The sequence below is a fragment of the Paenibacillus sp. PL2-23 genome, assembly GCF_040834005.1.
Taxonomy (GTDB): domain Bacteria; phylum Bacillota; class Bacilli; order Paenibacillales; family Paenibacillaceae; genus Pristimantibacillus.
Window position 1 is genome coordinate 2,270,854 of the sequence record NZ_CP162129.1, and the last position, 25,337, is coordinate 2,296,190.

Sequence of the window (25,337 nt, forward strand, 5' to 3'; positions counted from 1 at the left end):
TAGTGTAGTTCACTAAGATAATTGATTTTATTATAGTGAACGGAAAGAAGGGAAATATGATGAGTTCTACGGATGTAAAGCATACAATTGCAGGGTTTTATTATCAACTACTGATTGCGGTTCGTGAGCTTGTTGGTATATCAGATTTTCCGAAGGGGTATGTTGGTGTCGAATGTGATGCTGATGTGCGAGTAAATAAAGGTCAAGATTTATTTATAGAGGTTAAATTTTATAAAGCGAACTCATTTTCAAGAAACGATGACCCGATAAGGCATACAATTTATAATTTTTATAATCATTTTAAGAAAACTAAAACAACTGGGTTATTCAATATTAGAACGAATGTTCCAATTTCCCTTAATGATCAGCATTTCTTTGTAAATTGGAATAATGGTATTTTTACTAATATTGATGAATACCTTATCTATATTAAAAACTGTCTAGTATCTGAGAATTTAAGTAAAAAACCCGTTAAAGAGCGGTTCGAACTGTTTAAGAGTCAATACGATATTAATCATCCTAATATGATAAAGCCTCAGTATAACAAAGAATTTATTAAATCATTAGTTAATGATCCTAATGAACTCTCATTTTGTGCTGATCCGGATGGTATTTTATCAGATGAAGAGTTAAAAGTGTTCATAAATCAAATATTCTTCAATTTTCCTTTATCAAAGGAAGATAAATATGACAGTGTTATTAAATTGAAAGATGAAACGGAAATGCTATTGAAAGAAAAGTTTCCAGATATTGAATCTAGTCAATACGATAATATTCGATTTATGATTCTTGATTCATTCTTAGATACAACGGTTGACGGCAAAAGAACGCACGTAACAGTGCAAGAATTGCACGCAATAGTTCATGATTATGATGCTCGCATTAAACTCTTTATGGAAAAACAATCTCTCGCTAAAACAATTGCTGAGATTGAAGCAGAAATAATACGTTACGAAAAATTGCTTCAAAGAAAAGGATATAGCGATAATATTCAACATATACTGAGAGTGGTCAATGACTGTACAGAACAGTGGTTTCAAGAAATTGGGAAATTTGGCCAAGATAAAGTGAATTCTAGGTACTTAATGGATGCGGAGCATCCTTACCCCTTGAAAATCCATGACTTATTTAAAGTAATGGGAGAAATATATTCTATGGCTGAAAGAAGTCTCGGGGAAGTTAGTCTTTCTGAGCAAGAGGGCTTAAATAATATCCAATTTTCGAATTTTAAAGCCTTCTCATTGATAACATCAGTTTCGAGCATTGTGCAGGAAGATGAATCTTCCTCCATTATTTCTTTTATTCATCACACTCAAAAAACTAATGATATTGAAAAAGCTCTTGGTGATGAAACAATTATTATGGATTTAGCCTGTGAAGTATGCAAGTTTAATAAAACAGAAATTGATAACTTAGTTCTTGACATTGGTAAACCAATTGAAACTGTTATAAATCAAAGTTACTATAAGTCATTCGACTACAAGTGTACGAAATGTTTGAAGTTAAACTCAAACGGAAACACATGTGAATTTTCGGAGTATTTTAAAGGGGTGGCTAGTTATGGAGGAGTTGTTACGCTTACTTGAGATAGAGAGATACTTGCTTTTCGAAGAATTGAATGGTGCTTACATATGTAATCTAAATGAAGATAAAATTCTGATAATTATAAGAATTGAACAGCTTGATGAAATAAACAAATTGGTTAATCATATTCCTTCCGTCCGAAATAAGATTATTCACGAGATTAATAATGAAAAAAATTTAGAATATGTAGAAGGTAATAAAATACCTATGGCAAAGTTTTTATGGGATTTATATATAATAGCACTTCATAATGTGATAAAACCAGAAAGTAAATTTCCTTCAGAGGTCTTATCTAGATACGAAAGAGATCGATTCATTGCACGAAAAATAATAATTCAATATGAACACGAGCAAGAACTTATCGATGAGTTTAGAAGAGTAGTGTTTCCACATAAAGAACTTGATAGAATTTCTTTATTAGATACTTATGAAAATGAGCCAGATATAAATTATGAAAAGTTAGACGAGTTCTTGAATAATGTTAATATTTTGGTTGATAAGGAGGCTTAATAATTGTATTTAACAGAAGTGAAAATTAGAAACTTTAGAGGGTATGGGGAAAACAATGCAAGGGAAGATAAATGTTATGTGTATAGTGCCCTTGACTCACAATTAGTCGTTTTCCACGGATTTAATGGCTTTGGAAAGACATCATTTTATGAAGCAATTGAATGGTGCTTAACGGATAATGTGTATAGATTAAACAAATTTTATGACGATGATACCTACATTGCAAATGAATTAAAAAAAAGCCATTATTTAAAATTCTATCATCCATTAGATGGGGCAAAAAGAAAAAGAGAAATTTATGTAGAACTACTTTTTGGCAATGGACTGTCTATAGTTAGAACTTCAAACAGCCCAATTCTGAAGACATCGAAGAACGATAAAGGGTATACATCTAATGTGTATATGGGCTTCAATGGGCAACTAGAGCGCGTAAGTAATGAGGAGGTATTGAATCAGTTTATTAAAGAGACTGAAGATAAGGATACCTTTTTCAATACACATATGTTGGGACAAGAAAGTATAAGTGATTTTCTTCGAAATAATTCGCCTTCAGAGCGAAGAGAAATATTTATGCGGTTGCTTCAGGAGGAGAAGCTTGCTTCTACAATACAACTCTTAGGAAAGCTTAAAGGACCAAATAATAAGGTTAGTAACAAACTTAAACAACTAAGTACGGATTTGACTCATTACAATAATATTAAGTCTGGGATCAGTCAATCGTTCACTAAACTCGGGTTTGAGAATGAATTACAATATCTAGATACTATAAGGCAAACGCTAGGACCAGTTTTAGAACTTATAAAAGTTGATATACTCAGTGAAGAGCTAAAGCTGTCTTTGCTCTCTAATAAGGAGATAAACTTACACAATATTGCAGAGTTATTCGAAAACATTTCAATTGTACATCAAAATGCTTCGAATCAGCAGACCTTATTGAATACAGAGATGGGAGAGCTGAACCGTAGGCATGAACGAACAAAGAAACTTGGTTTACTTCATAAAGCTGAAGAAATGATGAAGTTATCACACCATGCACAACTTCTTAAAGCAAGTAACATAGTAGAAATTAAACAGGAGATTTCGAGTATAATTGAAAGCGGAAATGTTATAAGGGGGAAAATTGAAAATATCTCTCATAAAAAAAATGAACTTAGTAAATACAACGCATTGTTTTTATCCATTACTAACAATCTTGATTATACCAATAAAGCTGTAAATGAAGCCTATTGGTCAAAATATATTATTGATAGAAATGAACTGAGCAAATTTAATCAAGAGTTTGTAAATTTATTACTCTTACAAGAAAATGAATACGTATTAATTAAAACTAGTACGGACTATGAATTATCGGAGTGGAAAAATAAAGAAGAATTATTCCAAAAAGAAAGACAGGCCCTATTACAAGAACTAGAGAACTGTAGTAACACTAAAAAAGAATTATCAGATTTAAATACAGAATATCAAAGATTGTTAACTATGGTTAAAGAATATATAGCAACTAACGAGGCAGATATCAGGGAATGCCCAGTATGTTTAAACAATAATTTCTCGGATGAGCGTTACAGAGAGTTATTTGTTAATTGGGGTGTTGACATAAGTGTTGCAAGTAAACTAACTTCAATTATTGACTTAACATTTGCAAAGGGAAACAAACAAATTGATATTATCTCCAAAAAGGAAACCGATGTACTAGCAAAGTTAAAAGAACTAGAAAATAATTTTGAGAAAGACATATTAAACTCAATGAAATTAGAAGTGGAATCCGTAAGAAATGCATTTGTTAAACAGTACACCTTTATTTTAAACAAATTAAATAGTGATAACCTTGCTCTAGATGAACAGGAAAGAGAGATAAATAATAGAAAAAATGAATTAGAACACAGTATTACTCAGGCAAGAGAATCGATAAAGGTTTTGTTCAATGATTTGGGGAATGAGGAGCAAATTAACAAGGATGAACTTGATAAATATATAGTTGACTGTAGAGAATGGATTCAAAAAAATCATATTGAAATGGGAATCTTACATCAACCTAATTTGTCAGATATTCAAACGGAAATAAAGTCGCTAAAAACTCAAGACTCAGGAGAAAATCAAGAAGAAGATAATTTGCTTATTAGTATTCAGCTCAATAAAAAAAACAAAGAGTTTGCTGAGCAACTTTCTAGATTTTTAAATGAAATATTAAAGTACAATATTCCTACTGAATTCTCTAAATCATTAGGGGAATTTAGCGAACTGGATAAAAAAATTGAGAAACTTGACAACCACATAAAAGCACTTGAAAGAGCTAAGGAAATTATAGATGACCAGTACGATAGATTATTTAATAAACAGAAGAGAGTTATTAAGCAACGCCTAGAAAATCACCCTGTAATTAGTTGGGTATACGAAGCAATTAATCCGCATCCTTTTCACAAAAAACTTCATATTACCAATACAGATCGTGGTACCAATTTTATTGGAGAGACACAACTTGAGGATAAAGTTGATCTCTATCTTGATCAAATTTTCAGTGCTGCTCAACTTAATATACTAGCGCTGAGTATATTTTTAGGTTTGGGTCTAACACAGAGCTATAGTGAATTAGAACAGCTTTTTTTAGACGATCCTATTCAAAGTATGGATGATGTAAATATACTAGCATTTATAGATGTCTTGAGAGCTATTATGGATTCTTCTAGATACCAACATAAGAGACTTATAATTTCAACTCACGATGATAACTTTGCACAATTATTGTCAATTAAAATGAGGAACAAAAACACGATCCAATATCATATCGTGGGGTATACTGAAGAAGGTCCGATTATAAAACAGATTTAAAAGATATTCAAATAGTTCTTAATGACATAAGCCACCATGAAATGTCATGAGGATTGTATTCTCGTTACTGACTGCGTGTGGTCACATTTCTGGTCACACTTTTTCTTTTACGAGCGCCGCGGCGCATTCGAACGTAGAAGCATAATATTCAAGAAAGCCTTGCCCCACAAAGCTTTCTCCCGCATTTTCCTTAACGCACAAAAACCCATCTCTCCACTGGCAGCGATGAGGTCAGGGGTTCGATCCCCCTAGGCTCCATACATAAGCAAAATCCGATCCAAATAATGGGTCGGTTTTTGCTTTGTATGGAGTGCCGCAAAGGGAGCGAACCCCGGGGTTCAGTCCGCGCGGAGGGAGTGGCAGGGATGCTTCAAAGAATAAGCTTCGAACGGACGAGCACGGCGTCTGAATCTACCGCTAAAAGTCATCGTCGATTATGCTTCGTCAGCCATTCGATCAAGATTCGGACATCCCATGTGGGATAGACGAGTTATTGCGAGTCAATCCCCCTAGGCGAAGGGGGCGAACCCCGGGGTTCAGTCCGCGCGGAGGCAACTGGGGCGGCGATTCTAACGGTTCTCATGGAGCTTAATGTGCCTGTTGCAAATAAAGTTAGAGTCTAACGGTTGTGAGTGTTGTTATTTTCCCTTTGTTTGCGATAATCCGGTACATTTCAAAGTATTAAGCACTGCTGCAACCGTTAAACTGCTATAGCTGCTATTTCCCATGAATAACCGTTATAGCAACCATTAGAATGAATCGCTTAACTGATAGGTCCGATATCTCTGTATGCCGCTGGCTACTATAAGTAATCTTTTATCTAACAGAGAACGCAAGACAACTCGGGTTCGGTTCTCTGAAAGCAGCAGGTGATCAGCAAGCTCACGAGGTTCAAAGGCTCGCATGACTCTGCGTGCATATCGAATAGTCTCTGCCTCGGCCCAGGTTAACTTCAAAGATATATCCACGGATAAGAACTTCCCTACAAATGACAGCACCAATTGCTTGCATACTTCCGGATCATCACGAATAGACAAATAAGCGATAGGGAGAAAATACCAATCATCAAGTACCAGCATTGCTTGCTTCATACATAAATCCTTAAAGCGACTGGTATCAACATCTCGGGCATGACTGCGATAATCATGAATTTCAATACAGCTTTTGGTGCCATTGGGCATATAAGCAAGATCCAGGTAACGATATTTATTGTTGAGGTCACGGACTTCATACTCAGGATACAAGTTGCTCAGGCTTCCAATTGTGGGGAACCATATGGACTGCAGAAATTTAACGGTACTGTGACTCAAGCCTTTATTAAGTAATTCTTTGCGTTTGGGATTTTTTTCGTTAGAAATATGGAAATTTAACCATTTATCATACTGCTTTTCAAATAGTGCGCTCATCATAGCTACCACCTTCGCCATTTTTCGCTATCGGAACTTTTCTTATTCGGAATTAGGCTTTCATAACCGTATAAAACAAGCAAGCCGCATGAATGGCTTTATGCTTCAGGAGTAGAAGCATAAAAGTATTCATGCGGCATGTTCTTCACACCATTTTTCTTCTTGTGTAATCCAATTCCAATTATATCATAAACGAAGACCGGGTACGTCGGTTTTTTATCCTAAAAAGTCAGTCGCGAAAGTAGACAGCTTGCTCCCGAAACGCGAATGGCACCGTCCATGACATATCCCGCGAGTCCTTTTTATGTGCCTATCGCATCATGATTCCACCTGAAATGGAAGAGATATTTGGACCAGTATTGTGTATGATAGAGGTGGGAGATATCTAGACCTGATGAGACTGAGAAAGTTGATATGATGTCAAGAATAAGGCATGAAAGGCGGAATGATGGATGAAGATTGTAATCGCGCCAGACAGCTTCAAAGGCTCCATATCTGCAGAAGCATTATGTGATGCGATAGAAACAGGAATCAAAGCCGTTTGCCCGGATGCAATCATTCATAAGCTCCCCCTCTCTGATGGAGGGGAGGGGTTGGTGTCATCGCTTATTCAGTCTTGCGGGGGCACTTATCGGCATGCGATGGTCCATGATCCACTGGGCAGAGAGATCAAGGCTCGATATGGCCTCATGGATGATGGACAGACGGCAGTGATTGAAATGGCGGAAGCCTCCGGACTGACTTTGTTGCAGCCTGAGGAGCGCAATCCCATGCGGGCCGACAGCTATGGCACGGGACAGCTCATCCAGCATGCCTTGAATCTGGGCTGCCGACGCTTTGTTATTGGCTTAGGCGGAAGTGCCACAGTGGATGGCGGGATGGGAATGCTGCGCGCCCTCGGCATGCGCTGGTTGGATGCACAAGGCAACGAATTGGAGCAAACGGGTGGTCAAGCTTTATTGGAGCTCCAGCATTACGACCGTTCGAGACTGGATGAAAGGCTGCGGCAATCGAGCTTTGTCATCGCCAGTGACGTCACGAATCCACTCTGCGGACCGAATGGGGCTGCAGCGATCTTTGGCCCGCAAAAAGGAGCCGATGCCGAACAAGTGTCTGTGCTGGATGAAGCTCTTGCTCGGTACGCCCAGTGCGTGGAAGCACAAGAGGGAATCAGGGTAAGCACGTTGTCCGGCGCTGGCGCAGCCGGGGGCATGGGAGCGGCCTTCGCGGCATTTCTGGGAGCGAAGCTGGCATCTGGCATCGATTATGTGATGGAAGCGACAAGACTGAGTGAGGCCATGGCCTCCGCGGATCTGGTCATTACGGGAGAGGGCAAGTTGGATCAACAAACGCTTTCAGGAAAAGTAATAGCTGGCGTATGCCAGTTGGGACAACGGCATCAGACCCCAGTGGTTGCGTTATGCGGATCGGTCAGCCTCTCCCTGCAGGAGATGAAACGGATCGGACTTGTAGCAGGGTTTTCGATTGTGCCTGGTCCGTGCAGCTTGGAAGAAGCCATGAAGCAAGCACCAGAATGGGCTGCTGAACGGACGATGCACATGATGAGAATCATGCAGTGTTTCGCAAATGGATCATGCAGATAGATGGGATCATTCCACATGAATCAATATTTTCCCTTTTGCATGCCCTTCCGCTATATAACGCATCGCATCGGCAGTTCTGTCAAGGGGGAATTGCTTGTCAATAACAGGGGTTACATCCCCCCGTTCTACAAGGCTTGCTATATAAGCTAAATCCTGTTGATTCGATTTCGCCATCAGCATCCGCATTTTTTTCGAACCAAACGACATCAGCCGAGCAAACAGCATGGACTTGAAAATTTGACTCAAAGTACCCCCAACCATAACAGATCTGCCGTTAGGATTTAACATGCGCTTATAAAGAGAAAGAGGATAATTGCCGTTAATGGCTAAAATCAGGTCATACGTCCTGTTCGTTTTAGCGAAATTCTCCCTTTTGTAATCGATGACGGAATCTGCGCCCAAGATTTTGGTCTGCTCAACATGCTTCGTACTGCATACGCCTGTTACGATTGCACCGAAGTATTGTCCAAGCTGTACGGCGAATGTCCCAACTCCACCACTACTGCCAACAATCAGAACATGTTGACCCCTCTGAATATGGCCTATGTCCCTCAAACCCTGCAGTGCTGTCACAGATGCCATAGGCAAGGCTGCCGCTTCTTCAAAAGAGATATTGGCCGGTTTATGTATTAAAACGGTTTCGAGAGCAACTGCGTATTGGGCAAAACCTCCAAACCCAACGTTAGATAGTTCGCCAATGACTTCATCCCCTGGTTTAAATTTTTTAATATTTTTTCCAACCGCCTCAACTATGCCTGCTAGATCGGCTCCAAATATCTTTTTCTTGGGGATCATGCCCATTTTCATAGAACGATAATCTGCCGCGTTTACTGACGCAGACTTCACCTTTATTAATACTTCATTGTCAGTAGGCGTTGGTATTTCTACATCACAATAAACGAACTTGTCAGGTGAAGCTTGTTTGTTATAGATGACCGCTTTCATCATGTTTTTCATCATCAACACCCTTTAATTGGAGGTAATATGACGGAACAGCATTAGCCCGAAACCGTGTTGCTTAGCTATCCAGTCTAGGCCACTTCCAGGCATACCATATAATTAGGCAAAGAAGAGTGACTTCTACAACAGTGCCAAACACCATGTGCACCCAAGCCTCTCCTGCCAAATTAAATAATGTATAGGGAATATACACCACTGAAACAAGGATATTTGTCCAGCGACTTGCTTTTGCCGGCAGGGTTACAGAAAGGAAAATCATGAGAGCAGGAATGGTTACAGAAATCAGCGCGACCAATAGAAAGACATAGGAGATGTCAAATATATAGATTTCTCCTGCCAGAATGCCTTCGATTTTGCCCGGCATATATAATGCGAAATAATCAACATAAATATAGAGAAACATAAAACTTGCCCACAGCGCAGCAATCTTCAGCCTCGAACTGACCTTCATGTCCTCCAGTGCATGTTGTGCTTTCTTATTCATATTATTCTCCTTCCGCCTCCATCACAACGATTATCAACACTTCTTAGTCTAAAGGGGAAGTATAAACATCCTCGAAAGCAATTCTAAATATTTTCTAAAACTCAGTAGACCCGAGCACGACGAAAGACGGCGCACGGAATGCGCCGCCTCTCGTCGTTCTTGATGGTCGTGTACTGGGCTTGGGAGGCTTCTTAGTAATAACCGCCATAGCCGCCATAACCGCCATAGCCGTATCCGCCACCACAGCCACCGCCGCAGCCACCACCGCAGCCGCAGCCGCCGAATTTGCCGAAACCGAACGGTACGATGAAGAGCGCGGCAATAAAGGCTAACGCAATGGCAGCTCCGAAGAAAAAGAAGAAGGAGACATGGGCTTTGTTTTTGGCTTTACTTCGTTTGGAATTTCGTTTCTTCAGACGATTATAAGTGGGACCCGAGCCTTTGTGGATCTTGGAGAACACGATGCGCCCATCTTTGAGCGCCTTAATGGTGCCATATACGCGAGACCCGTCCTTCAGGCGCGCCATCACGGTTTTGCCGATATACGGGCGCAAGGCCGCTTCGTGAAGAGGAATTCGAAACATGTAATCACCTCGCTTTCGGGGGATATCTATTACTATATTCCTCTCAGTTGTTCATAGTTTGTATGAACGCCACGGGTGTACGAAATGTTGTCCGCTCCATCCAAATATATACAACCATTTTCTGGTGACTTATAATGCTCTTGAGTACCAGGGAAGGATGGGATGGCGATGAATTATTTGCAAGCGATCCAGCGTTTCGCGGACGAAGTGGAAGAACGCATAGAGGAAACGCTTGATATTGATCGTCTGATTGCATCGACTTATGTTTCAAAGTTTCACTTTTATCGCCTGTTTAAGGCAGTGGTCGGCATATCGGTATACGATTACATACGCAAAAGAAAGCTGATTCGAGCCGCGGCTGATATCCGAGCGTCCCATGACCGAATACTGGACATTGCGATCAAATATGGTTTTGGCTCGCAGGAGGTGTTCAGCCGCAACTTTAAACAAATGTATCGTATTTCCCCGGCCAAATATAGAGAAAGCGCTGCAGGGCAGGAGAGGGTGACGGAGGCTATCGCCTCGAAAATCGATATTGAATCGATTTGGCTGGATATTAAGGCAAGACATGGCCATGTGGTCGTAGTAGACGCTATCGAAACGATTGAAGAGATGCAGCTGGTGGGCATCGAAAGACAATCCAACGATAACAATATCGATACGATTTTCCCGTTTATTCAAGCATTTATTGACCAAGCCGAACAAATTCCGAACAGGAAATCGGATTCGCTGTTCCGGTTGTGCTACGATATTGCCTTCCTCGACGAAGTTGCCTATTTCAAGGAGATGGTTGCCGTTGAAGTAGAGAAGGTTGGAGCGCTTCCCCTGGGTATGCAGCTAGTCACACTGGAGCAACGCAAAGTGATGAGGTTTGTGCATAAGGGCAAATTGTTTCATGAGCATAAGGATGGAATTCTCTCATCCTATCATTTTATATACGAATATCGGATTCCGGCTGCTGGAGAGGTATTGACCAGCGAGCTTTTACTAGAAAAATACGAGCCGACATTTACGAGTCCCTATTCAGACGATGCGCAAGTCGAGATATACCTTTCCGTGGACCTCTGTCAATAGATTGGACACATCAAACCGAGAGAATTACGCCATCTTTTGGAACGTACGTTCGTACTGATTGGGTGTAAGGTATCCTATGGAAGAGTGGATCCTTTTTCCATTGTAGAAACAGGTTATATATTCAAAAATTTTGGCCTTTGCCTCGGCCCTCGTTTTGAACTTATTTAGATAGATCAGCTCTTTCTTCAGAACGCTATGGAACGATTCGATGCAGGCATTGTCGTAGCAATTTCCTTTGCGACTCATGCTGCCAGTTATCTTGTAATTTTGGAGACGTTCCTGGTATTTGGCTGACGCGTACTGGCTGCCGCGATCGGAATGATGCAGCACCCCCTCCTCCGGCATTTGGAGGCGATAGGCCTGATCTAGAGCCTTTAAGCACAGCTCCTTTGTCATCCGTTCATCCATGTGAAATCCTGCGATTTTGCGTGTGCAGAGATCTTCCACACTAGCGAGATAAAGCCAACCTTCATCTGTGGGAACATAGGTGATATCCGCCATCCATACCTGATTGGGCTTCTCGGCCGTAAAGTTCTGATTTAAGACATTCTCGGCCACCGGCAAGTTGTGTTTGGAGTTCGTCGTAGCCTTATATTTCTTGACCGTACGCGATCTCAAGCCCATTTCGCGCATTCTCCGGCCTACCGTCTTCTCTGAAACCATTACGCCTTGCTGTTTCAATTTCTGATGGATTTTCGGGCTTCCGTAAAGCTCTCTGGAGTCCACGAATGCTTGCCGTATATGCTTATCTAGTTCTTTACGTTTAAGGCTTTGCTCACTTTCTTCACGAGTCGTCCACTCGTAATAACCGCTTCGGGATACACCTAACCAAGAGCACAACTTCGTGACACAGCGCTTTGAGCGGTGTTCATGAATGTAAGCATAAATCAACGCCGGTCTTTGGCGAAGTAGTGCATGGCCTTTTTTAGGACTTCATTTTCTTCCTCCAGATCACGGATTCGCTTCTGGAGATCACGCATGGCTTTGTCATCTGGCTTCAGTTGACCGCTACCAGGAAAAGCTTGAGCTCCGTCCGCTTTAAACTCTGCTAGCCAACGGTAAAGGGTATTCTCATGCAGCCCCATTTCGCGGGCTACCTGCGCCACCGTTTTCCCTTCTTCTTGAATGAGCCGCACGGTGTGCATCTTGAATTCTCTGTCATACTTTTTGGTCACGTCAAACACCTCGATTAAGAATGGATTTATTGTCGCACTCTCGGTTCGATGTGTCCAATTAAAAGTCTAGCACCACCGTTCAATAGCCCAACGCACAAGAAGCTGTAAAAAGAGAGCAAGGAGCGTCAAAGCGACGCGTTGCTCATCTGTTACAGTTAGGGCATCAACGAAAAGGAAGTGAAGCTTGTGCGAAAGCTGTCCAATGTGTGGTTGCTGGCGGTTGCATGCTTGTTCTATTTGGTGCCGATTACTTCGAATTTCTATGCGGTCACCGCCTGGGTTGCCCCTATCGTATTGCTGATGTACTTTTACAAGGAAAAAGCGAAGCGGGCAGCCCCTCTTGCATTAGGATCCTTAAGCATCGTGATGGCGATTGCTTATTACGGCGTAATGCCAGGCGGCTTGGGGCTTGTCTTGGTCACGATGTTGGTTTCCGTTGCGATGTTGATTGTGCTGCTGCTTGTAAATAAGTGGGTGGTCGACCGAATAGGGCATGTGGCATCGGTAGTGTTTTTCCCCTTATTGATGACGGGATACGAATACTTCTCAAGCTATGGAAGTGCGTTCGGGACATTCAATTCCTCCGCGTACAGCCAATTGGACATCCGCCCCATCGCGATGCTGGCCTCCGTATCAGGCATATGGGGGATTGTGTTTATCCAATATTTGGTTGTATCCGCGCTAGCCTATGCGTTCAAGTCCGGATTTCGTCATGGATTCCGCCATCATAGGAGGCTGTGGATAAGTACATTAACGGTGGTATCCCTGCTAGTGGGGGCAGGCGCCATACTAAGTTCAGGCGTAGAGGAACCATCCAGAACCGTCAAGGCCTCAGGCATTACGCCGGATCGGGTATTATGGGATGATACAGTCCTTTCATTAATCGAACGCTGGGGGACGCCAGGATTCTATGATGGGTTAACTAGGGGACCAGCAGGGCTCGAGCAAATCCGTCAACTCAATGAAAGTATGTTGGGTCGCACCAAAGAGGAGCTCGAAAGAGGCAGCCGCTTGATCGGCTGGTCGGAGGGCGCCGCTATTGTCATGGAGCATGAGGAGGGTGAGTTCCGGCAGCGTCTGCAGTCGCTTTCGGGTGAGTTTGAGGCGGTTCTAATCGCTGGCTATTTAAAAGTAAATGCCCAAGACGGACAAAAGATGGACAACAAATTGGTTGTCGTTGATGTTGATGGCACAATAAAAGCGGATTATTCCAAATATTCGTTGGTAGCTGGCGAGGAGCGCTACTTCAATAAAGGGGAAGAGGTAGTACCGGTTGTCGAAACAGCCCTTGGAACAATTGCGGTAGCGATTTGCTTCGATGCGGACTTTCCTCATCGAATCCGGGAAGCGGGAATAGGCAACCCTAATATTCTGATCCTTCCATCCAGCGACTGGAAAGCCATCTCCCCCTATCACACTGAAATTAGCGCTTTCCGAGCGATTGAAAATCATATGTCAGTTCTTCGCGTCACACATGCCGGCATGAGCGCAGCCTATGACGCGAAGGGTCGTCAGGTTGGCCAAATGAACGACTGGGATAACGAGCATGGAACCGTCATCTCCGTGGAGCTTCCTCTCCCAGGCGGGAAGCATACGCCATACAAGACGCTCGGCGATCTATTGCCGATTCTGGCCGGAGCGGCAGCACTGATGATCTTGGCTGTTTTAGTCGTACGAGTGATCATTGGCAGAATGCTGCTCGGATTGAAGAAATAAGTATGCTGAAATATCTGCTGCTGGATGAGGGCTTGGATGCCTAAGAAGCTCAAAAGTGCGGCTATACCGAGATGCGCTTGCGGATATGGAGAAGGATATACGGGACTAACTATTGTAAGCCTAAAGGCAGAAGGGGACGAATTTCGTCCCCCAGCCAGCTGTCATCATGTCCATAAATCCAACATATCCCGGTTTCTCGTTTCCTGCTCTTCGCTAGAGACAAGATCATATTTCTTCAGCAGGTGGAATAAGCGATTAAGCTCATCCTGCCCGGGATTGCGTTGCAAATATGAGAGTGCCTGCTCGTAAAGAGAAGCGGGCAGGAATTCCCGCTGGCTCTCCAATTTATTCACAACCTCTTCATTTAAATGGTCCAGATTGCATGTACTCATTGACCTACCTCCGCTTTCTCTGCTGCTTTTGTCTAACTCCTTTCTAGCACACCAACTGGGAGCATGTAAAGATGGGGACCCAATTTATCCCGCATCTCGGATACTGCAAGCTGCAGTCTGCTCGCGCGGACGCATCCGCACATGTAAGAATAATACCAGTACGAACGCAATGGCGACTCCAGCCACTCCGACCCATGTCACCGATGACAGTGACACCCGGTCAACCATGACTCCGCCAACGGCAGCGCCGGCAGCCATGGACAATTGCATCATGGATTGATTCAGACTTAGCATGATACCAGAAGAATGGGGTTCAATTCGCACCAGATTGAATTGTTGTGCAGGTCCGGAGGACCAAGCCGCAAAGGACCATAATATCAAAAGAATAATGAGCGGCACCCATGATTGGATATAGGCAACGAAGAGAGAGAGGAGAAGCAGCATTGTTGCGTGCAAGAGCATTCCTCCGAGCAAGGTCGGGATTACCCCCCATTTATCCGTGCTGAAGCCGCCGAGCTTAGACCCGGCCAGACTTGCGATGCCGAACGCCAGCAGCACGCTGCTAAGCATGCCTTCCTTCAAGCCGGCAACATCAAGCAGATAGGGTGAAATGTAAGTGTAGGCAACAGAATATCCACCGAGCCAGAAAAAGGTGATCGCAAGTCCAAGCGCTACATTCCCGTTTCGGAGGAAGGCAAGCTGCTGGGACAACGGAACCGGTTTATCTCCTTCTACGCGAGGGATGACAGCTTGCAGCACGAATATCGCTGCTATGCCTGCCAATGCTATTAAACCAAAGATTGACTTCCATCCGAACTCTGCTGCAACGATCCGTCCCAGCGGCACGCCGATAATCAAGGAAGCCGTAAAGCCCATAACAACAGTAGCTATTGCGCTTCCCTGTTTGCCTGGGGCAGCGATTTTTGCGGCGACATCCAGGGAAGTGACCACGACCATTCCCGCGCCTAGAGCCATAATAATGCGAGCTGCGACAAACATTGAATAACCAGGCAAAACGAATGAAAGAAAATTACCAAGTATAAAAATGCCCAGCGCCCAAATCAGCAGCTTTTGTCGTTCCACCTTAGCCGTCAATGCCATAAGGACTGGTGTGCTAAACGCGTACACGACGGAAAAGATGGTGACCAGCTGCCCTGCGGAAGTTACAGAAATGCCCATCGAATCTGATATTTTATCCAATATGCCAGAAATGACGTATTCCGATGTGCCCACCAAAAAAGTAACCAGAGCTAAAAAGTAGACCTTCCATGTATTAGACACTGCCTTCACTTCTCCTTTTTTATGATCATATTCATAATGAATTTACATATCGTGATTTGTAGATATGATATGCGGAATAAAAACTGAATACTGGTGAGGTATTCAGTCCGGATTAGAGTTCCTGTTTCAAATATGCAGCCAGCTCGCGGAGCTTCTCTTCGTCACGTTTGTAGTACGTATATTTACCGATCCTCTCGGTTCGAATGAGCCCGGCCCGCTGTAGAATGGACAGGTACTGAGAGGCGGTTGATTGTGTCATATTCAACTTATCTGTTACTTGACTGACACATACCCCGATCGTTCTCATATCCACTCCTTCATGGGGCAAAAAATGTTTTTCGGGCTCCTTGAGCCACTGTAAAATTTGCAGCCTTGACTCGTTAGACAACGCTTTGAATACTTCAATTGGATCCATGTCACCTATTATATCTATATTTTTCGATATGTCAATCCAATTACTTTGAATGATATTTTACCGCCAGAAGGTGATTTGATCAGGAGCAAGACGGACGGATGGATAGCCTTCCTCCGCTGCTTTGCCAATGGAAACGATAATCACAGGTGTGTAGCGCTCGGGATCCAAATCGAAGGCTTCGGCTAATTGATCCGCTTCAAAGCCAGCCATTGGATTAGTCTCATAACCATAAGCTCTAGCTGTCAGCATCAATTGCATGGTGAAAAGCCCACAATCAAATCGAATCACATCATTTGCTTTTTCCCTGGACAGCGCGGGGTAATAAGCCTTAATGGTTGCCAGCTGCAGGTCACGTACCTCTGGCGGCATCTTTCCTTGTTCAACGGCAAGATTGTAGATGTAGTCAGCGTTCTCATAATATTGTTGATCAGCAAAGATTAATAGCATGGCTGAGGAGGTATCATTTTGCCGAGTATTAAACATAACAAGAGGACGAAGCTTCTTCTTTCCTTCTTCCGAATCCACAACGACCACACGCCATGGCTGAAGGTTAGCGGACGACGGGGCCGATGATGCGTCCTTAATGATTTGAGTCATCTCATCCCTGGGAATCTGGTGATCTGACTGGTAGACTTTCACAGATCGGCGACCTTTCATAATACTCTCAAAATGGTTTTGCTTGAATACGGACATGCTGGATCTCTCCTTCTATGTTTTTTGTGAATACGTGCACGTATCTTCACATTGCAAAGTGTAAACTATGAAGTATACTTTATAGCAAGAGGGTGAATGGGGGGATGTTTATGAGGATTAGTGAGGTAGCAAAACAGTCTGGACTTCCGATATCAACCATTCGATATTACGAAAAAGAAGGAATCATTCCAGATGAATTTACATGTAGAGATCAAAATAATTATCGAATATACAATGTGGATATTCTTCGCCACCTGGAGGTTGTGAAGACTTGCTTGGCTGTCGGGTTTTCGATTCACGATTTGAAGGCCATGATGGCGATGAAGGGAATTCCAAAAGAAGAGCAGGCACGTATGCTTAAGCATAAAATATCCGAAATAGAAGCAGCACAAGCGAACCTGGAAAAATCCAAACAAGCGCTTGTCGACATTCTGGGATCGAATATTTGGTGTGAGGAAGGGTTCGGGAAGCATTAGCGAAGGAGTCATAAGAAAGAGGCTGATCCATAGGGCAGCCTCTTTCTCGTTGTGTAATCAATGCGCTGGTTTTGTTTTGTGGCGAGCTACCTTAGCCCGATTCCCGCATATACTCATCGAGCACCATTTTCGACGGCCGGTTGTATCCATGAACAGCAATACGCAATCGGGGTTGGCACAACGACGGAGCAGCAGCAAATCCCCCTGTGCCAGTAATTGCAGCGTATCGAATGCAATCAGGGAGAGGATGGAAGCCTCTTCGGAGCCTTCAGGTATGGGAAGCAACGAGCCATTCATGAATTGAAAAGATAATGGAGCTTGCTTTACCAAATGTTCAAGCTGAACGATCCAGTCTTCCTTGGGCTGATGTCCATCTGCGATATGTTCAAAGCCGCCACGCAAAATACCACGAAGCTCCTTCAAAAGAGACATTCCTATACCTGTAAATTGTTTTTCTTCCCACAGATGTGAGAATAAGAGATTAGATTCTTTGATTACGTTGAACCATTCGGCAACATCTCTATCGGTTGAGAGCAGGTCATAACGTATTCCACGCTTCACAACCTCAGTATTCACAAGATCTAAAGCAACATGACCGGATATTAACGAAAAACCTGTAGGTGAAGCCATCCCTGCGCCTCCAGACTAATGTTGATTGAAACTAACCATATAATAACCTATTGACAGGTTAAAATAAAGCGGCTAACATACTAACCATAAACATTGACTTCAAACGGTTAGTTTGTTGCGGTGATTCACATAACCTAGAAGGAGGTTGTTGGAAATGAATGTTGGCCATGTTGGATTAAATGTAAGCAATCTTGAAAGGTCTCACGCTTTTTATTCAGACCTATTTGCGCTAGAAACGATTCGTAAATCCGAGGAGGAGGGAAGGCGGTATGCCTTTTTGGGCCACAACGGAAGGGTAACGCTCACTTTATGGGAGCAAAGCAGCACGGCTTATTCGAAAAGTCATGCTGGGCTTCATCATTTAGCTTTCGAAGCGGATACCATAGAGATTGTTAAAAGCATGGAGCATAAGCTGGCGCAAATGGGGGTCCAGATGATCTATCAAGGAATAACTGCGCATGAAGAGGGCGCAGATTCCGGTGGTCTATTTTTTCTGGATCCGGATGGCATTCGTTTGGAAATTTATTCGCCTTCAGATATGAAAACAAACCAACATAGCCATACAGAGGGTCCGGCCTGCGGGTTCTTTTAATGGACTATCATGGAGGAGAATTGAAGGTTCAAGAACGGGCGGGCTTGCTTAAAGAGGCTTCAGCATTAAAAAAGAGTGTGCGGGACCACCTTCCAGAAGTCGCGGCGCGGTTCATTGAGCAGCAGGTGATGCTAATCATTGGTCTAAGGGATGCAAAGGGCCTTGTATGGGCAACGGTCATTTATGGTAGTCCGGGGTTTGTTAAGGCTCTGGATCCAACTACGTTATCTATTTCATCGCTGCCTTTGACGTCTGATCCTGCCTTTGATGGCATTCGGGCAGGCCAAGCAATTGGTATGCTGGCTATTGATTTTTCCTCGAAGAGACGGATGCGTGTGAATGGCAAGATTACGTTCGTTCACGAGGGCGGGTTTCAGGTCCAAACAAGCGAGGTTTACGCCAACTGTCCCAAATATATACAATCGCGCTCATTTTCTGAATTCAGACCTTTGACCAAAAATAAGCCTATCCTATCGACCCAGCTGAACCAAGAGCAGATGAATCAGATCAGTCAATCCAATACGTTTTTTATTGCGACTTGCAGCTCAGAGACCGGTGCGGACGCCAGTCATCGAGGAGGTTTAGCAGGATTTGTTCAAGTCGTAGATCAGCGTACATTGCTGGTTCAGGATTATAGGGGTAATGCAATGTTCAATACGCTGGGGAATATAGAAGCTAACCCTCAAACGGGGCTGCTGTTTCTTGATTTTGAGGCGGGTGACATGCTGCAGATGAATGGAGAGGCAGCTATACAGTGGACGGGGCTGGAGCGGGCTCTTTGTATTAGAATCAGTCAAATAAGAAGCGTGGCCATGGGCTTCCCACTGAGATGGGAAGCCGATGGCCACACTTAAAACTCCCGATAGAAATGTTTACGGCACGTATTCGAACTTGACGGCATCGGCCAAGACGTATCCCGTTGTGCCGTCTGTGCGGATCGTCACGCTGCCGCCGCTAGCCGAGAAGCTGTAAGTCCCAAGTATGTTCCACTGCCCGCCATCGTCCTTCTGATTAATATAGACGGTGTCCGTTCCGCCGTTGTGCACAATATCCACCGGAATATTCGCGTCGCGATTGGCGTACTCAGACCACATCATGGATACCCTGTACGTACCCGTTAGCGGCAAAGCCGTCGTAAACGTCACGGACTTCGCGCCTTTGTCCTCTTTGTTGTCATGGATATAGTTCGCTCCATAACGATCGCTTCGTGCCGAGGAGACTAACCAAGTGCCGACCATCGTTACACCTGCATCCAAGTTATCTACGATGACCGGTTCCGGATTTGGGGTGGTTGATGTCTCTCCAAGCACAAACGATGCTTTAAACATCTTGCCTCTGGCCGCATTTACGTTGACCGTCAGCTTAATGGTAGGACTTGTCTGACTAACCGTCACGCCTGGATCGGCCACATACGACACCGCCGAGCGATCCAGCTCCAACTCGATCGTGCCCGTATTCGCCTGCGTCGGATCGCTGACGGACAATTCGAGCAATTCGCCATTGCCCGATTCCTTGGTCATGACGGATGCCTTCTTGTTGGATTTGATGAAGTCGACTTCATGCGCGCCGTCGGTCCAGAAGTTCGCGCCGACAATACCCAGTATGTTGTCGCGCACCGCCTGCACCTCCGCTGTATTGGCCAGCACTTCTATTGACGGGGCAGCAGCGTAAGAGGCAACCTGAGCGCTCGTCTTGTTCGGCAACAACACGTATTCATATGACGCTGCTGAAGGATTGGCGCCATGGTTGAACCACATGGTCATGTAGTTGTTCGTAATCGAGTGGCTAGGCGTACCCGGACGCGTATTGATCTGGCTCCACTTGCCCGTACGCGCCTCCCTGAGGGCGTTTATGTCCGCGGTCTGAGGAAAGTAATACCCGATGTCGGAGCCGGGGGGGCTGCCAGCCAGATGCGCCCACTGCACGCCCGTCAGCGTGTCGCTCCAGCCGAGGGTACTGGACTGGGCGGTTCCGTTAACGGTTAACGTCTCGCTGCCCGCAGCGCTCAGCTTGCGGTTCTCCACGATCGTCTCGACGGCAATGCCGTCCGTGCTAGTGATACCCGAGCCTAGCGCGACGATCTCATCATCGAACATAAACCAAGATTTGCGCGCGTTCAGCGTACGGCCGCTATAAGTCAAATCCATGCCGGATATGCCGTAAAGCCCAGACATTTCCGTGCCGCCAGTCCAATGGTTCACGCTTCGGTGATTACCGATACCCGTTGCGGACAATACGGTCGTTCCCGGTAGACGATAGCTATTGACCGTAGGCCAGTACCCGTCGCTGTATTGTCCAAGATCTCCGTTATATAGGTTCGTTACCCCAGCGGACGTGTACCATCCTCTAGCATTCTCGCTGTTGATCGCTTCGTAAGTAGAAATCCGGCTGGAATACATGGCGAGACCGGAGCCATAGCCCGGACGCAGCTGGACGGCGCGATCCATGCCGGAATATTGTTTGTACAGAAGAAGCTCGTCAGCCGGCATCACCGATACGTCGGCCGCAATCGATTTAGCGTAGCTTACCAAGGGGATCGTCGCCGATTCATAGAAGCTTTGGTAGGTATCCTGCGCAACCCAAGCCTTGGCCATCCTTTTGAAATCGACCGCTTGCTGAGGGGGAGCAACTTTGGCAAGCTGAAGGATGCTTTGAATCGCGGAATGGCCGGCATCGTGGTCCTGTGAATATTCTCTTGATATTTCCCTGCCTCTTACGTTATCCATTATCGCGCCTTTGTATATCAATGGCTGATAGGCATCGTATACCCAGCGCCAGACGTTAGCGAGATCCGGGTCCGTCACTTGCCATGTCGTGCCCTGCAGCAGGTTCAGCAGCTCGCTCATTGTTTTGATGAGTGGAAGTCCGTAACCGCCGGTGTAAGGAAATCTTGTATGCTGGATGAACGAGCCGTCCGCATAAAAACCGTCGCCGCTCGTCACGTAATCGAAGATTTGAGACAAGCCGTCCCGTGTCGCGACAAGTTTGGCCGGATCTTTGACAAGGACGCCTCTAATGCCCACTATAAGCGCTTTCCACGAACGATTGGCTCCCGTCAGCGTCACAGCTGGCGTAAATTTTTCCACGGATGCCGCATAGTTTGCGATCTGCGCCGGACTAAGCGAATCGTACATAAGCACGACGATATCATTAAGCTGCAGCGGTATGCCGATCTGCCAATCCCACCAGTTGCTCGTGCCGCTCGGCGTCGTCGTCACGTTCTCGTGATAACGGGTCGCGTACATATAGTCCAGCGCCTGGACGATATCCGTCTCCAGAACGGTATTTCCGTTCAGCCCCGAGCCCTCTGTGGAATAGGCCAGCGCCATAACCCGCAAGCGTTCGTAGGTCTGCCTAATATGCACAGAGTTTCCCGTACTCGCTATATTGCTCCAAAGGGACGTACGATTCGATGACGTATTCATGGACGACCAATAACCCTGCGCATCCGTGGTGAGCTTCGCCACAGCCGCCGCAATGTCGGGATCCGTATTGTCTAATCCTTCCCCTCCGGTAAGCAGTACTCGCCAATTTTCCCTCATGGAGTCGAACTCGTCGCTCGCATAGGCCTTTCCCACTGGCCAACCTCCTATCGACGAGAGTGCCAATAGCATGATCAACATAATCCAACCGCCCTTCTTCGTCATCTTCTTCTTCATTCATTTCATCCTCCTCATCAAATATAAAGCGCTTTCAACGGATATTATAATGGAGGGTACTATCCCATCGAAACCATCCCGAATCGAGAAATGGTATTCGATTTCGAGATGGTAAGCGTAATGTTGAAGCGGAAGATCGTGACGTCGAAGAAAGCTCTTTCATTGCGGCTCCCCAAAAAGAAACCACTTCTCCGGATTGGAGAAGTGGTTGTGCAAGGTACTTAGACGCCCTGAGCAATCATGGCGTCGGCGACTTTAACGAAGCCGGCGATGTTCGCGCCGACCACCAGGTTGCCTGGAACGCCGTAATCCTGGGAGGCCTTCAAGCTTTCGCTGTAGATGTTGTGCATAATCTGCTGCAGCTTGAGATCGACCTCTTCCATTGTCCAGGCCAGTCTAGCGCTGTTCTGCGCCATCTCGAGAGCGGAGACGGATACGCCGCCCGCGTTCGCCGCTTTGGCTGGGGCAAACAGGACGTTGTTGTCGAGGAACACGTCGATCGCTTCCAAGGTGGAAGGCATGTTGGCGCCTTCACCGACGGCCTTGACTCCGTTGCGGACAAGCAGCTCGGCAGAGAGCTTGTTGATTTCGTTCTGCGTCGCGCACGGAAGCGCAATATCGCAGGCAATCGTCCAAATGCCCGAGCAGCCTTCAACGTAGACAGCATCGGGATGCTCCAGGACATAGTCCTGGCATCTCCGGTATTCGACCTCTTTGAGCCGTTTGATCGTATCCAGGTTAATGCCGGCTTGATGATAGATATATCCGCTGGAGTCGCTGCAGGCAACGACCTTTGCCCCAAGCTGCATCGCTTTCTCCATGGCGTAGATGGATACGTTGCCCGACCCCGACACAACGACTGTGCTTCCATTGAAGCCAAGCCCTGCGCTCTTGAGCATTTCTTCCACGAAGTAGACAGCTCCGTAGCCTGTCGCTTCCTTCCGGCCAAGACTGCCGCCGTAGCCGATTCCTTTGCCGGTCAGAACACCTGCCTCGTATGCGCCGACCAGCTTCTTGTATTGCCCGAACATATAGCCGATTTCTCTGGCGCCGACGCCGATGTCGCCAGCCGGCACGTCGGTGTCGGGACCGATATGCTTGCTAAGCTCGGTCATGAAGCTTTGGCAGAATCGCATAATTTCCAGGTCTGATTTGCCCCTTGGATCGAAGTCCGCCCCGCCCTTGCCGCCGCCGATCGACTGGCCAGTCAATGCATTTTTGAATATTTGCTCGAACCCCAGAAACTTAATGATGCTTGCGTTAACGGAAGGATGGAACCGCAGACCGCCCTTGTAAGGGCCGATCGCATTGCTGAATTGCACACGATATCCCCGATTTACTCTTATCTTGCCGGTGTCATCCGTCCAAGGCACGCGGAACGAAATTAACCGGTCGGGCTCGACCAGCCGGTCTAATACGGCATGCTCCATATATTTGGGCTTTTGCGAGAGGACAGGAATGAGGGAGATCAGCACCTCTCTCACCGCTTGATGAAATTCAACCTCGCTGGGATTCCGTTCTTGAACGGTTTCAAGCAATTGATTAATGTAACGATGGGCGTTATCCGTACCTAATGTTTGTTCGACGAATTGCACGAGACTCATAACGATACCACTCCTTATAGCAGCTGGTCCAACAGCCTATTTCTCATTCGTAATGAAGTAGTTTAATATTAATATCAAATAATTCATCGCAACAATATATAGATCGGATAAAGTTGATGCGTTTTGCGCATAAGGGATGGGAGGGTTTCGGTGGACATTAGAGGGATGCGTTATTTTTTAGAAGTGGCCAAGCGGGAGCATGTAACGGAAGCGGCTCATGCGCTGCATGTCGCACAGTCCTCTGTCAGCAGGCAGCTGGCCCAGTTGGAAAGCGAGCTGGGAGTTGATCTGTTCATACGTAAAGGCAGGAGAGTGAAGCTGACACCCATTGGCCATATCCTGCTGCGGCGAGTGGAGCAGATGATGCATTTGCTTAACGAGACGGAGAGAGAGATGAAGGAATACCTGGATCCGGAAAAAGGAGTCGTTCGTATCGCTTTCCCGATCAGTCTGGCGGCGCATGTGCTGCCGAAGGCGATTTATGCCTTTCGTAAACGGTACCCGGAAGCTAAATTTCAGATGAGACAAGCCCTCTATGGCGATCTTATTGAAGGCGTTATTCAAGGCGAATTTAATCTGGCCATGATTGCTCCGCTGCCGCCAGAGGATACCCAGCTCCAGCAGAAGCTGCTGTTCACGGAGCGCATCGTTGCGCTGCTGCCTTTGCAGCATCCGCTTGCGGATCGGCCTCATATTGGATTGTCGGAGATGAAGGACGAATCGTTTGTTACGCTGCCCGAAGGGACGATCTTCCGAAAGATCGTATTAAATGCGTGCCATGAACTGGGGTTTACTCCGCATATCGCCTTCGAAGGGGACGATATAGACGCGTTGAAGGGACTCGTGTCGGCAGGCCTGGGCATTGCGCTAATGCCCGAGGTCACCTTGGTGGATAACTTCCCGCAGTCGACTGTCAAAATACCAATAAGGAATCCCGAGGTGACCCGAAGCATCGGAATCATATGCCCGGCCCAGCGCAAATTGCTGCCGACAGAGGAGCTGTTTTATAACTTTCTTTCGGAGTTTTATTCGCAGGATTTGTGACACGGAGAAGAGCGCTATCGCTGACGCTGCCTGGGGTGCTTATAAGCAGGCAGCGTCTTTGAATGGTCTTGAGTACTGCTAACGAGCCACATTGTCGTCAGGTGCCTTGTCAGCCACAAGATTTAATTCGATGCCATGCTCAAGCCATGCCTTAAGTCCGCAAAGCACCATCGTATAGCCGCCCATATCATCAATGGCTCGGCTTATGATCTCTTCATTATTTCCTGTAAAACCGAAGCTTGTAATGGTAACGAGAGTTCCGCTTTCCTCTATAGGGATAAATATCCATTCCGTTTCGGTGCGATCCGACCATTCTATTCGGAATCTATTATTTTCTTCCATTTCCTTTACTTTCAAAATATCTGAAACACCATACATCTCCCAGTCCCATCTGACGGTGGTTCCTGCTTGTAATCTTCCGCTGCTTTTGGTGAACCAAAATTTTGTAGTCACGTCCGGATCGATAAAAGCCTCAAAAACCGTATCAACTGGTTTTCTGATAAGCATTTGCGTTTTAACAACTGGATTTACACGCCACTGTTCCATATCCTTTTCTCCCTCCGACTTGGAATTAGCTTCGTCTTACTGTAAACCTTTTTCTATCATACCACCAAAGCGGTGTAAAGAA

General features: G+C 45.4%; 23 protein-coding genes. 10 read left to right on the forward strand and 13 right to left on the reverse strand.

Features of this window, described 5'->3' with window-relative positions; genetic code table 11:
- Window positions 1-56 precede the first annotated feature (56 nt).
- Genes AB1S56_RS09450 through AB1S56_RS09460 form a run of 3 tightly spaced genes read left to right on the forward strand, consistent with a single transcriptional unit; the run spans window position 57 to window position 4,920 of the window.
- Entirely contained in the window at window positions 57-1,586 is a 1,530-nt protein-coding gene (locus tag AB1S56_RS09450; RefSeq protein WP_340873600.1) for a hypothetical protein, read from the forward strand.
- Window positions 1,561-2,094, forward strand: coding sequence for a hypothetical protein (locus tag AB1S56_RS09455; protein ID WP_340873601.1), 534 nt, complete (start codon window positions 1,561-1,563; stop codon window positions 2,092-2,094). The genes AB1S56_RS09450 and AB1S56_RS09455 overlap by 26 nt, the downstream gene beginning before the upstream one ends.
- A gap of 3 nt (window positions 2,095-2,097) precedes the next feature.
- Window positions 2,098-4,920 carry an AAA family ATPase gene (locus tag AB1S56_RS09460; protein ID WP_340873603.1) on the forward strand — a complete coding sequence of 941 codons (2,823 nt, stop codon included), beginning with the start codon at window positions 2,098-2,100 and terminating at the stop codon, window positions 4,918-4,920.
- A 749-nt stretch (window positions 4,921-5,669) separates the two neighbouring features.
- Here the strand turns inward: AB1S56_RS09460 and AB1S56_RS09465 are convergent.
- Complete coding sequence (locus AB1S56_RS09465; RefSeq protein ID WP_340873604.1) at window positions 5,670-6,329, reverse strand: transcriptional regulator; 660 nt, start codon at window positions 6,327-6,329, stop codon at window positions 5,670-5,672.
- Window positions 6,330-6,778: 449 nt separating this feature from the next.
- Here AB1S56_RS09465 and AB1S56_RS09470 point away from each other — a divergent pair, with 449 nt between their 5' ends.
- The gene (locus AB1S56_RS09470) at window positions 6,779-7,930 is read left to right on the forward strand and encodes a glycerate kinase (protein ID WP_340873606.1); all 1,152 of its coding nucleotides are present in this window, start codon (window positions 6,779-6,781) and stop codon (window positions 7,928-7,930) included.
- A 6-nt stretch (window positions 7,931-7,936) separates the two neighbouring features.
- Here the strand turns inward: AB1S56_RS09470 and AB1S56_RS09475 are convergent, their stop codons facing one another.
- The 3 genes from AB1S56_RS09475 to AB1S56_RS09485 form a co-directional block, all read right to left on the reverse strand.
- A complete protein-coding gene (locus tag AB1S56_RS09475) occupies window positions 7,937-8,890 on the reverse strand; it encodes an NAD(P)-dependent alcohol dehydrogenase (RefSeq protein WP_340873607.1) in 954 nt (317 codons plus the stop codon).
- A 58-nt stretch (window positions 8,891-8,948) separates the two neighbouring features.
- On the reverse strand, window positions 8,949-9,374 hold the full coding sequence (locus tag AB1S56_RS09480) for a DUF6326 family protein (RefSeq protein ID WP_340873608.1): 426 nt from the start codon (window positions 9,372-9,374) through the stop codon (window positions 8,949-8,951).
- A gap of 191 nt (window positions 9,375-9,565) precedes the next feature.
- The gene (locus AB1S56_RS09485; RefSeq protein WP_340873609.1) at window positions 9,566-9,958 is read right to left on the reverse strand and encodes a hypothetical protein; all 393 of its coding nucleotides are present in this window, start codon (window positions 9,956-9,958) and stop codon (window positions 9,566-9,568) included.
- 168 nt (window positions 9,959-10,126) lie between these two features.
- Here AB1S56_RS09485 and AB1S56_RS09490 point away from each other — a divergent pair, with 168 nt between their 5' ends.
- Complete coding sequence (locus tag AB1S56_RS09490; protein ID WP_340873610.1) at window positions 10,127-11,032, forward strand: helix-turn-helix domain-containing protein; 906 nt, start codon at window positions 10,127-10,129, stop codon at window positions 11,030-11,032.
- A gap of 24 nt (window positions 11,033-11,056) precedes the next feature.
- On the opposite strand, the gene AB1S56_RS09495 is transcribed toward AB1S56_RS09490, so the two are convergent.
- A protein-coding gene (locus AB1S56_RS09495; protein WP_340873823.1) for an IS3 family transposase occupies window positions 11,057-12,177 on the reverse strand; the annotation gives its coding sequence in 2 pieces (ribosomal slippage) (window positions 11,057-11,952 and window positions 11,952-12,177; 1,122 coding nt in all).
- A gap of 216 nt (window positions 12,178-12,393) precedes the next feature.
- Here AB1S56_RS09495 and AB1S56_RS09500 point away from each other — a divergent pair.
- Complete coding sequence (locus AB1S56_RS09500; protein WP_340872112.1) at window positions 12,394-13,923, forward strand: nitrilase-related carbon-nitrogen hydrolase; 1,530 nt, start codon at window positions 12,394-12,396, stop codon at window positions 13,921-13,923.
- A gap of 164 nt (window positions 13,924-14,087) precedes the next feature.
- Here the strand turns inward: AB1S56_RS09500 and AB1S56_RS09505 are convergent, their stop codons facing one another.
- The 4 genes from AB1S56_RS09505 to AB1S56_RS09520 form a co-directional block, all read right to left on the reverse strand.
- Window positions 14,088-14,315: a hypothetical protein gene (locus tag AB1S56_RS09505; RefSeq protein ID WP_340872109.1), complete on the reverse strand. Its 228-nt coding sequence runs from the start codon at window positions 14,313-14,315 to the stop codon at window positions 14,088-14,090.
- 84 nt (window positions 14,316-14,399) lie between these two features.
- On the reverse strand, window positions 14,400-15,596 hold the full coding sequence (locus AB1S56_RS09510) for an MFS transporter (RefSeq protein ID WP_340872108.1): 1,197 nt from the start codon (window positions 15,594-15,596) through the stop codon (window positions 14,400-14,402).
- A gap of 112 nt (window positions 15,597-15,708) precedes the next feature.
- Complete coding sequence (locus AB1S56_RS09515) at window positions 15,709-16,011, reverse strand: metalloregulator ArsR/SmtB family transcription factor (protein WP_340872105.1); 303 nt, start codon at window positions 16,009-16,011, stop codon at window positions 15,709-15,711.
- 57 nt (window positions 16,012-16,068) lie between these two features.
- A complete protein-coding gene (locus AB1S56_RS09520; protein WP_340872104.1) occupies window positions 16,069-16,704 on the reverse strand; it encodes a nitroreductase family protein in 636 nt (211 codons plus the stop codon).
- Window positions 16,705-16,814: 110 nt separating this feature from the next.
- On the opposite strand from AB1S56_RS09520, the gene AB1S56_RS09525 reads away from it, so the two are divergent.
- A complete protein-coding gene (locus AB1S56_RS09525; RefSeq protein WP_340872102.1) occupies window positions 16,815-17,180 on the forward strand; it encodes a MerR family transcriptional regulator in 366 nt (121 codons plus the stop codon).
- Between the two features lie 57 nt (window positions 17,181-17,237).
- On the opposite strand, the gene AB1S56_RS09530 is transcribed toward AB1S56_RS09525, so the two are convergent.
- Window positions 17,238-17,810, reverse strand: a complete 573-nt coding sequence (locus AB1S56_RS09530) for a CGNR zinc finger domain-containing protein (RefSeq protein WP_340872101.1) — start codon at window positions 17,808-17,810, stop codon at window positions 17,238-17,240.
- 154 nt (window positions 17,811-17,964) lie between these two features.
- On the opposite strand from AB1S56_RS09530, the gene AB1S56_RS09535 reads away from it, so the two are divergent.
- Complete coding sequence (locus AB1S56_RS09535; protein ID WP_340872100.1) at window positions 17,965-18,402, forward strand: VOC family protein; 438 nt, start codon at window positions 17,965-17,967, stop codon at window positions 18,400-18,402.
- Window positions 18,402-19,256, forward strand: a complete 855-nt coding sequence (locus AB1S56_RS09540) for a pyridoxamine 5'-phosphate oxidase family protein (RefSeq protein WP_340872098.1) — start codon at window positions 18,402-18,404, stop codon at window positions 19,254-19,256. Before AB1S56_RS09535 ends, AB1S56_RS09540 begins: the two co-directional genes overlap by 1 nt.
- An 18-nt stretch (window positions 19,257-19,274) precedes the next feature.
- Here AB1S56_RS09540 and AB1S56_RS09545 read toward each other — a convergent pair whose 3' ends face one another.
- The gene (locus AB1S56_RS09545; protein WP_340872096.1) at window positions 19,275-22,061 is read right to left on the reverse strand and encodes a polysaccharide lyase family 8 super-sandwich domain-containing protein; all 2,787 of its coding nucleotides are present in this window, start codon (window positions 22,059-22,061) and stop codon (window positions 19,275-19,277) included.
- 221 nt (window positions 22,062-22,282) lie between these two features.
- Window positions 22,283-23,665, reverse strand: coding sequence for an NADP-specific glutamate dehydrogenase (gene gdhA, locus AB1S56_RS09550; RefSeq protein ID WP_340872095.1), 1,383 nt, complete (start codon window positions 23,663-23,665; stop codon window positions 22,283-22,285).
- Between the two features lie 150 nt (window positions 23,666-23,815).
- On the opposite strand from gdhA, the gene AB1S56_RS09555 reads away from it, so the two are divergent.
- The gene (locus AB1S56_RS09555; protein WP_340872094.1) at window positions 23,816-24,709 is read left to right on the forward strand and encodes a LysR family transcriptional regulator; all 894 of its coding nucleotides are present in this window, start codon (window positions 23,816-23,818) and stop codon (window positions 24,707-24,709) included.
- A gap of 78 nt (window positions 24,710-24,787) precedes the next feature.
- On the opposite strand, the gene AB1S56_RS09560 is transcribed toward AB1S56_RS09555, so the two are convergent.
- Complete coding sequence (locus AB1S56_RS09560) at window positions 24,788-25,255, reverse strand: SRPBCC family protein (RefSeq protein WP_340872093.1); 468 nt, start codon at window positions 25,253-25,255, stop codon at window positions 24,788-24,790.
- Window positions 25,256-25,337 lie beyond the last annotated feature (82 nt).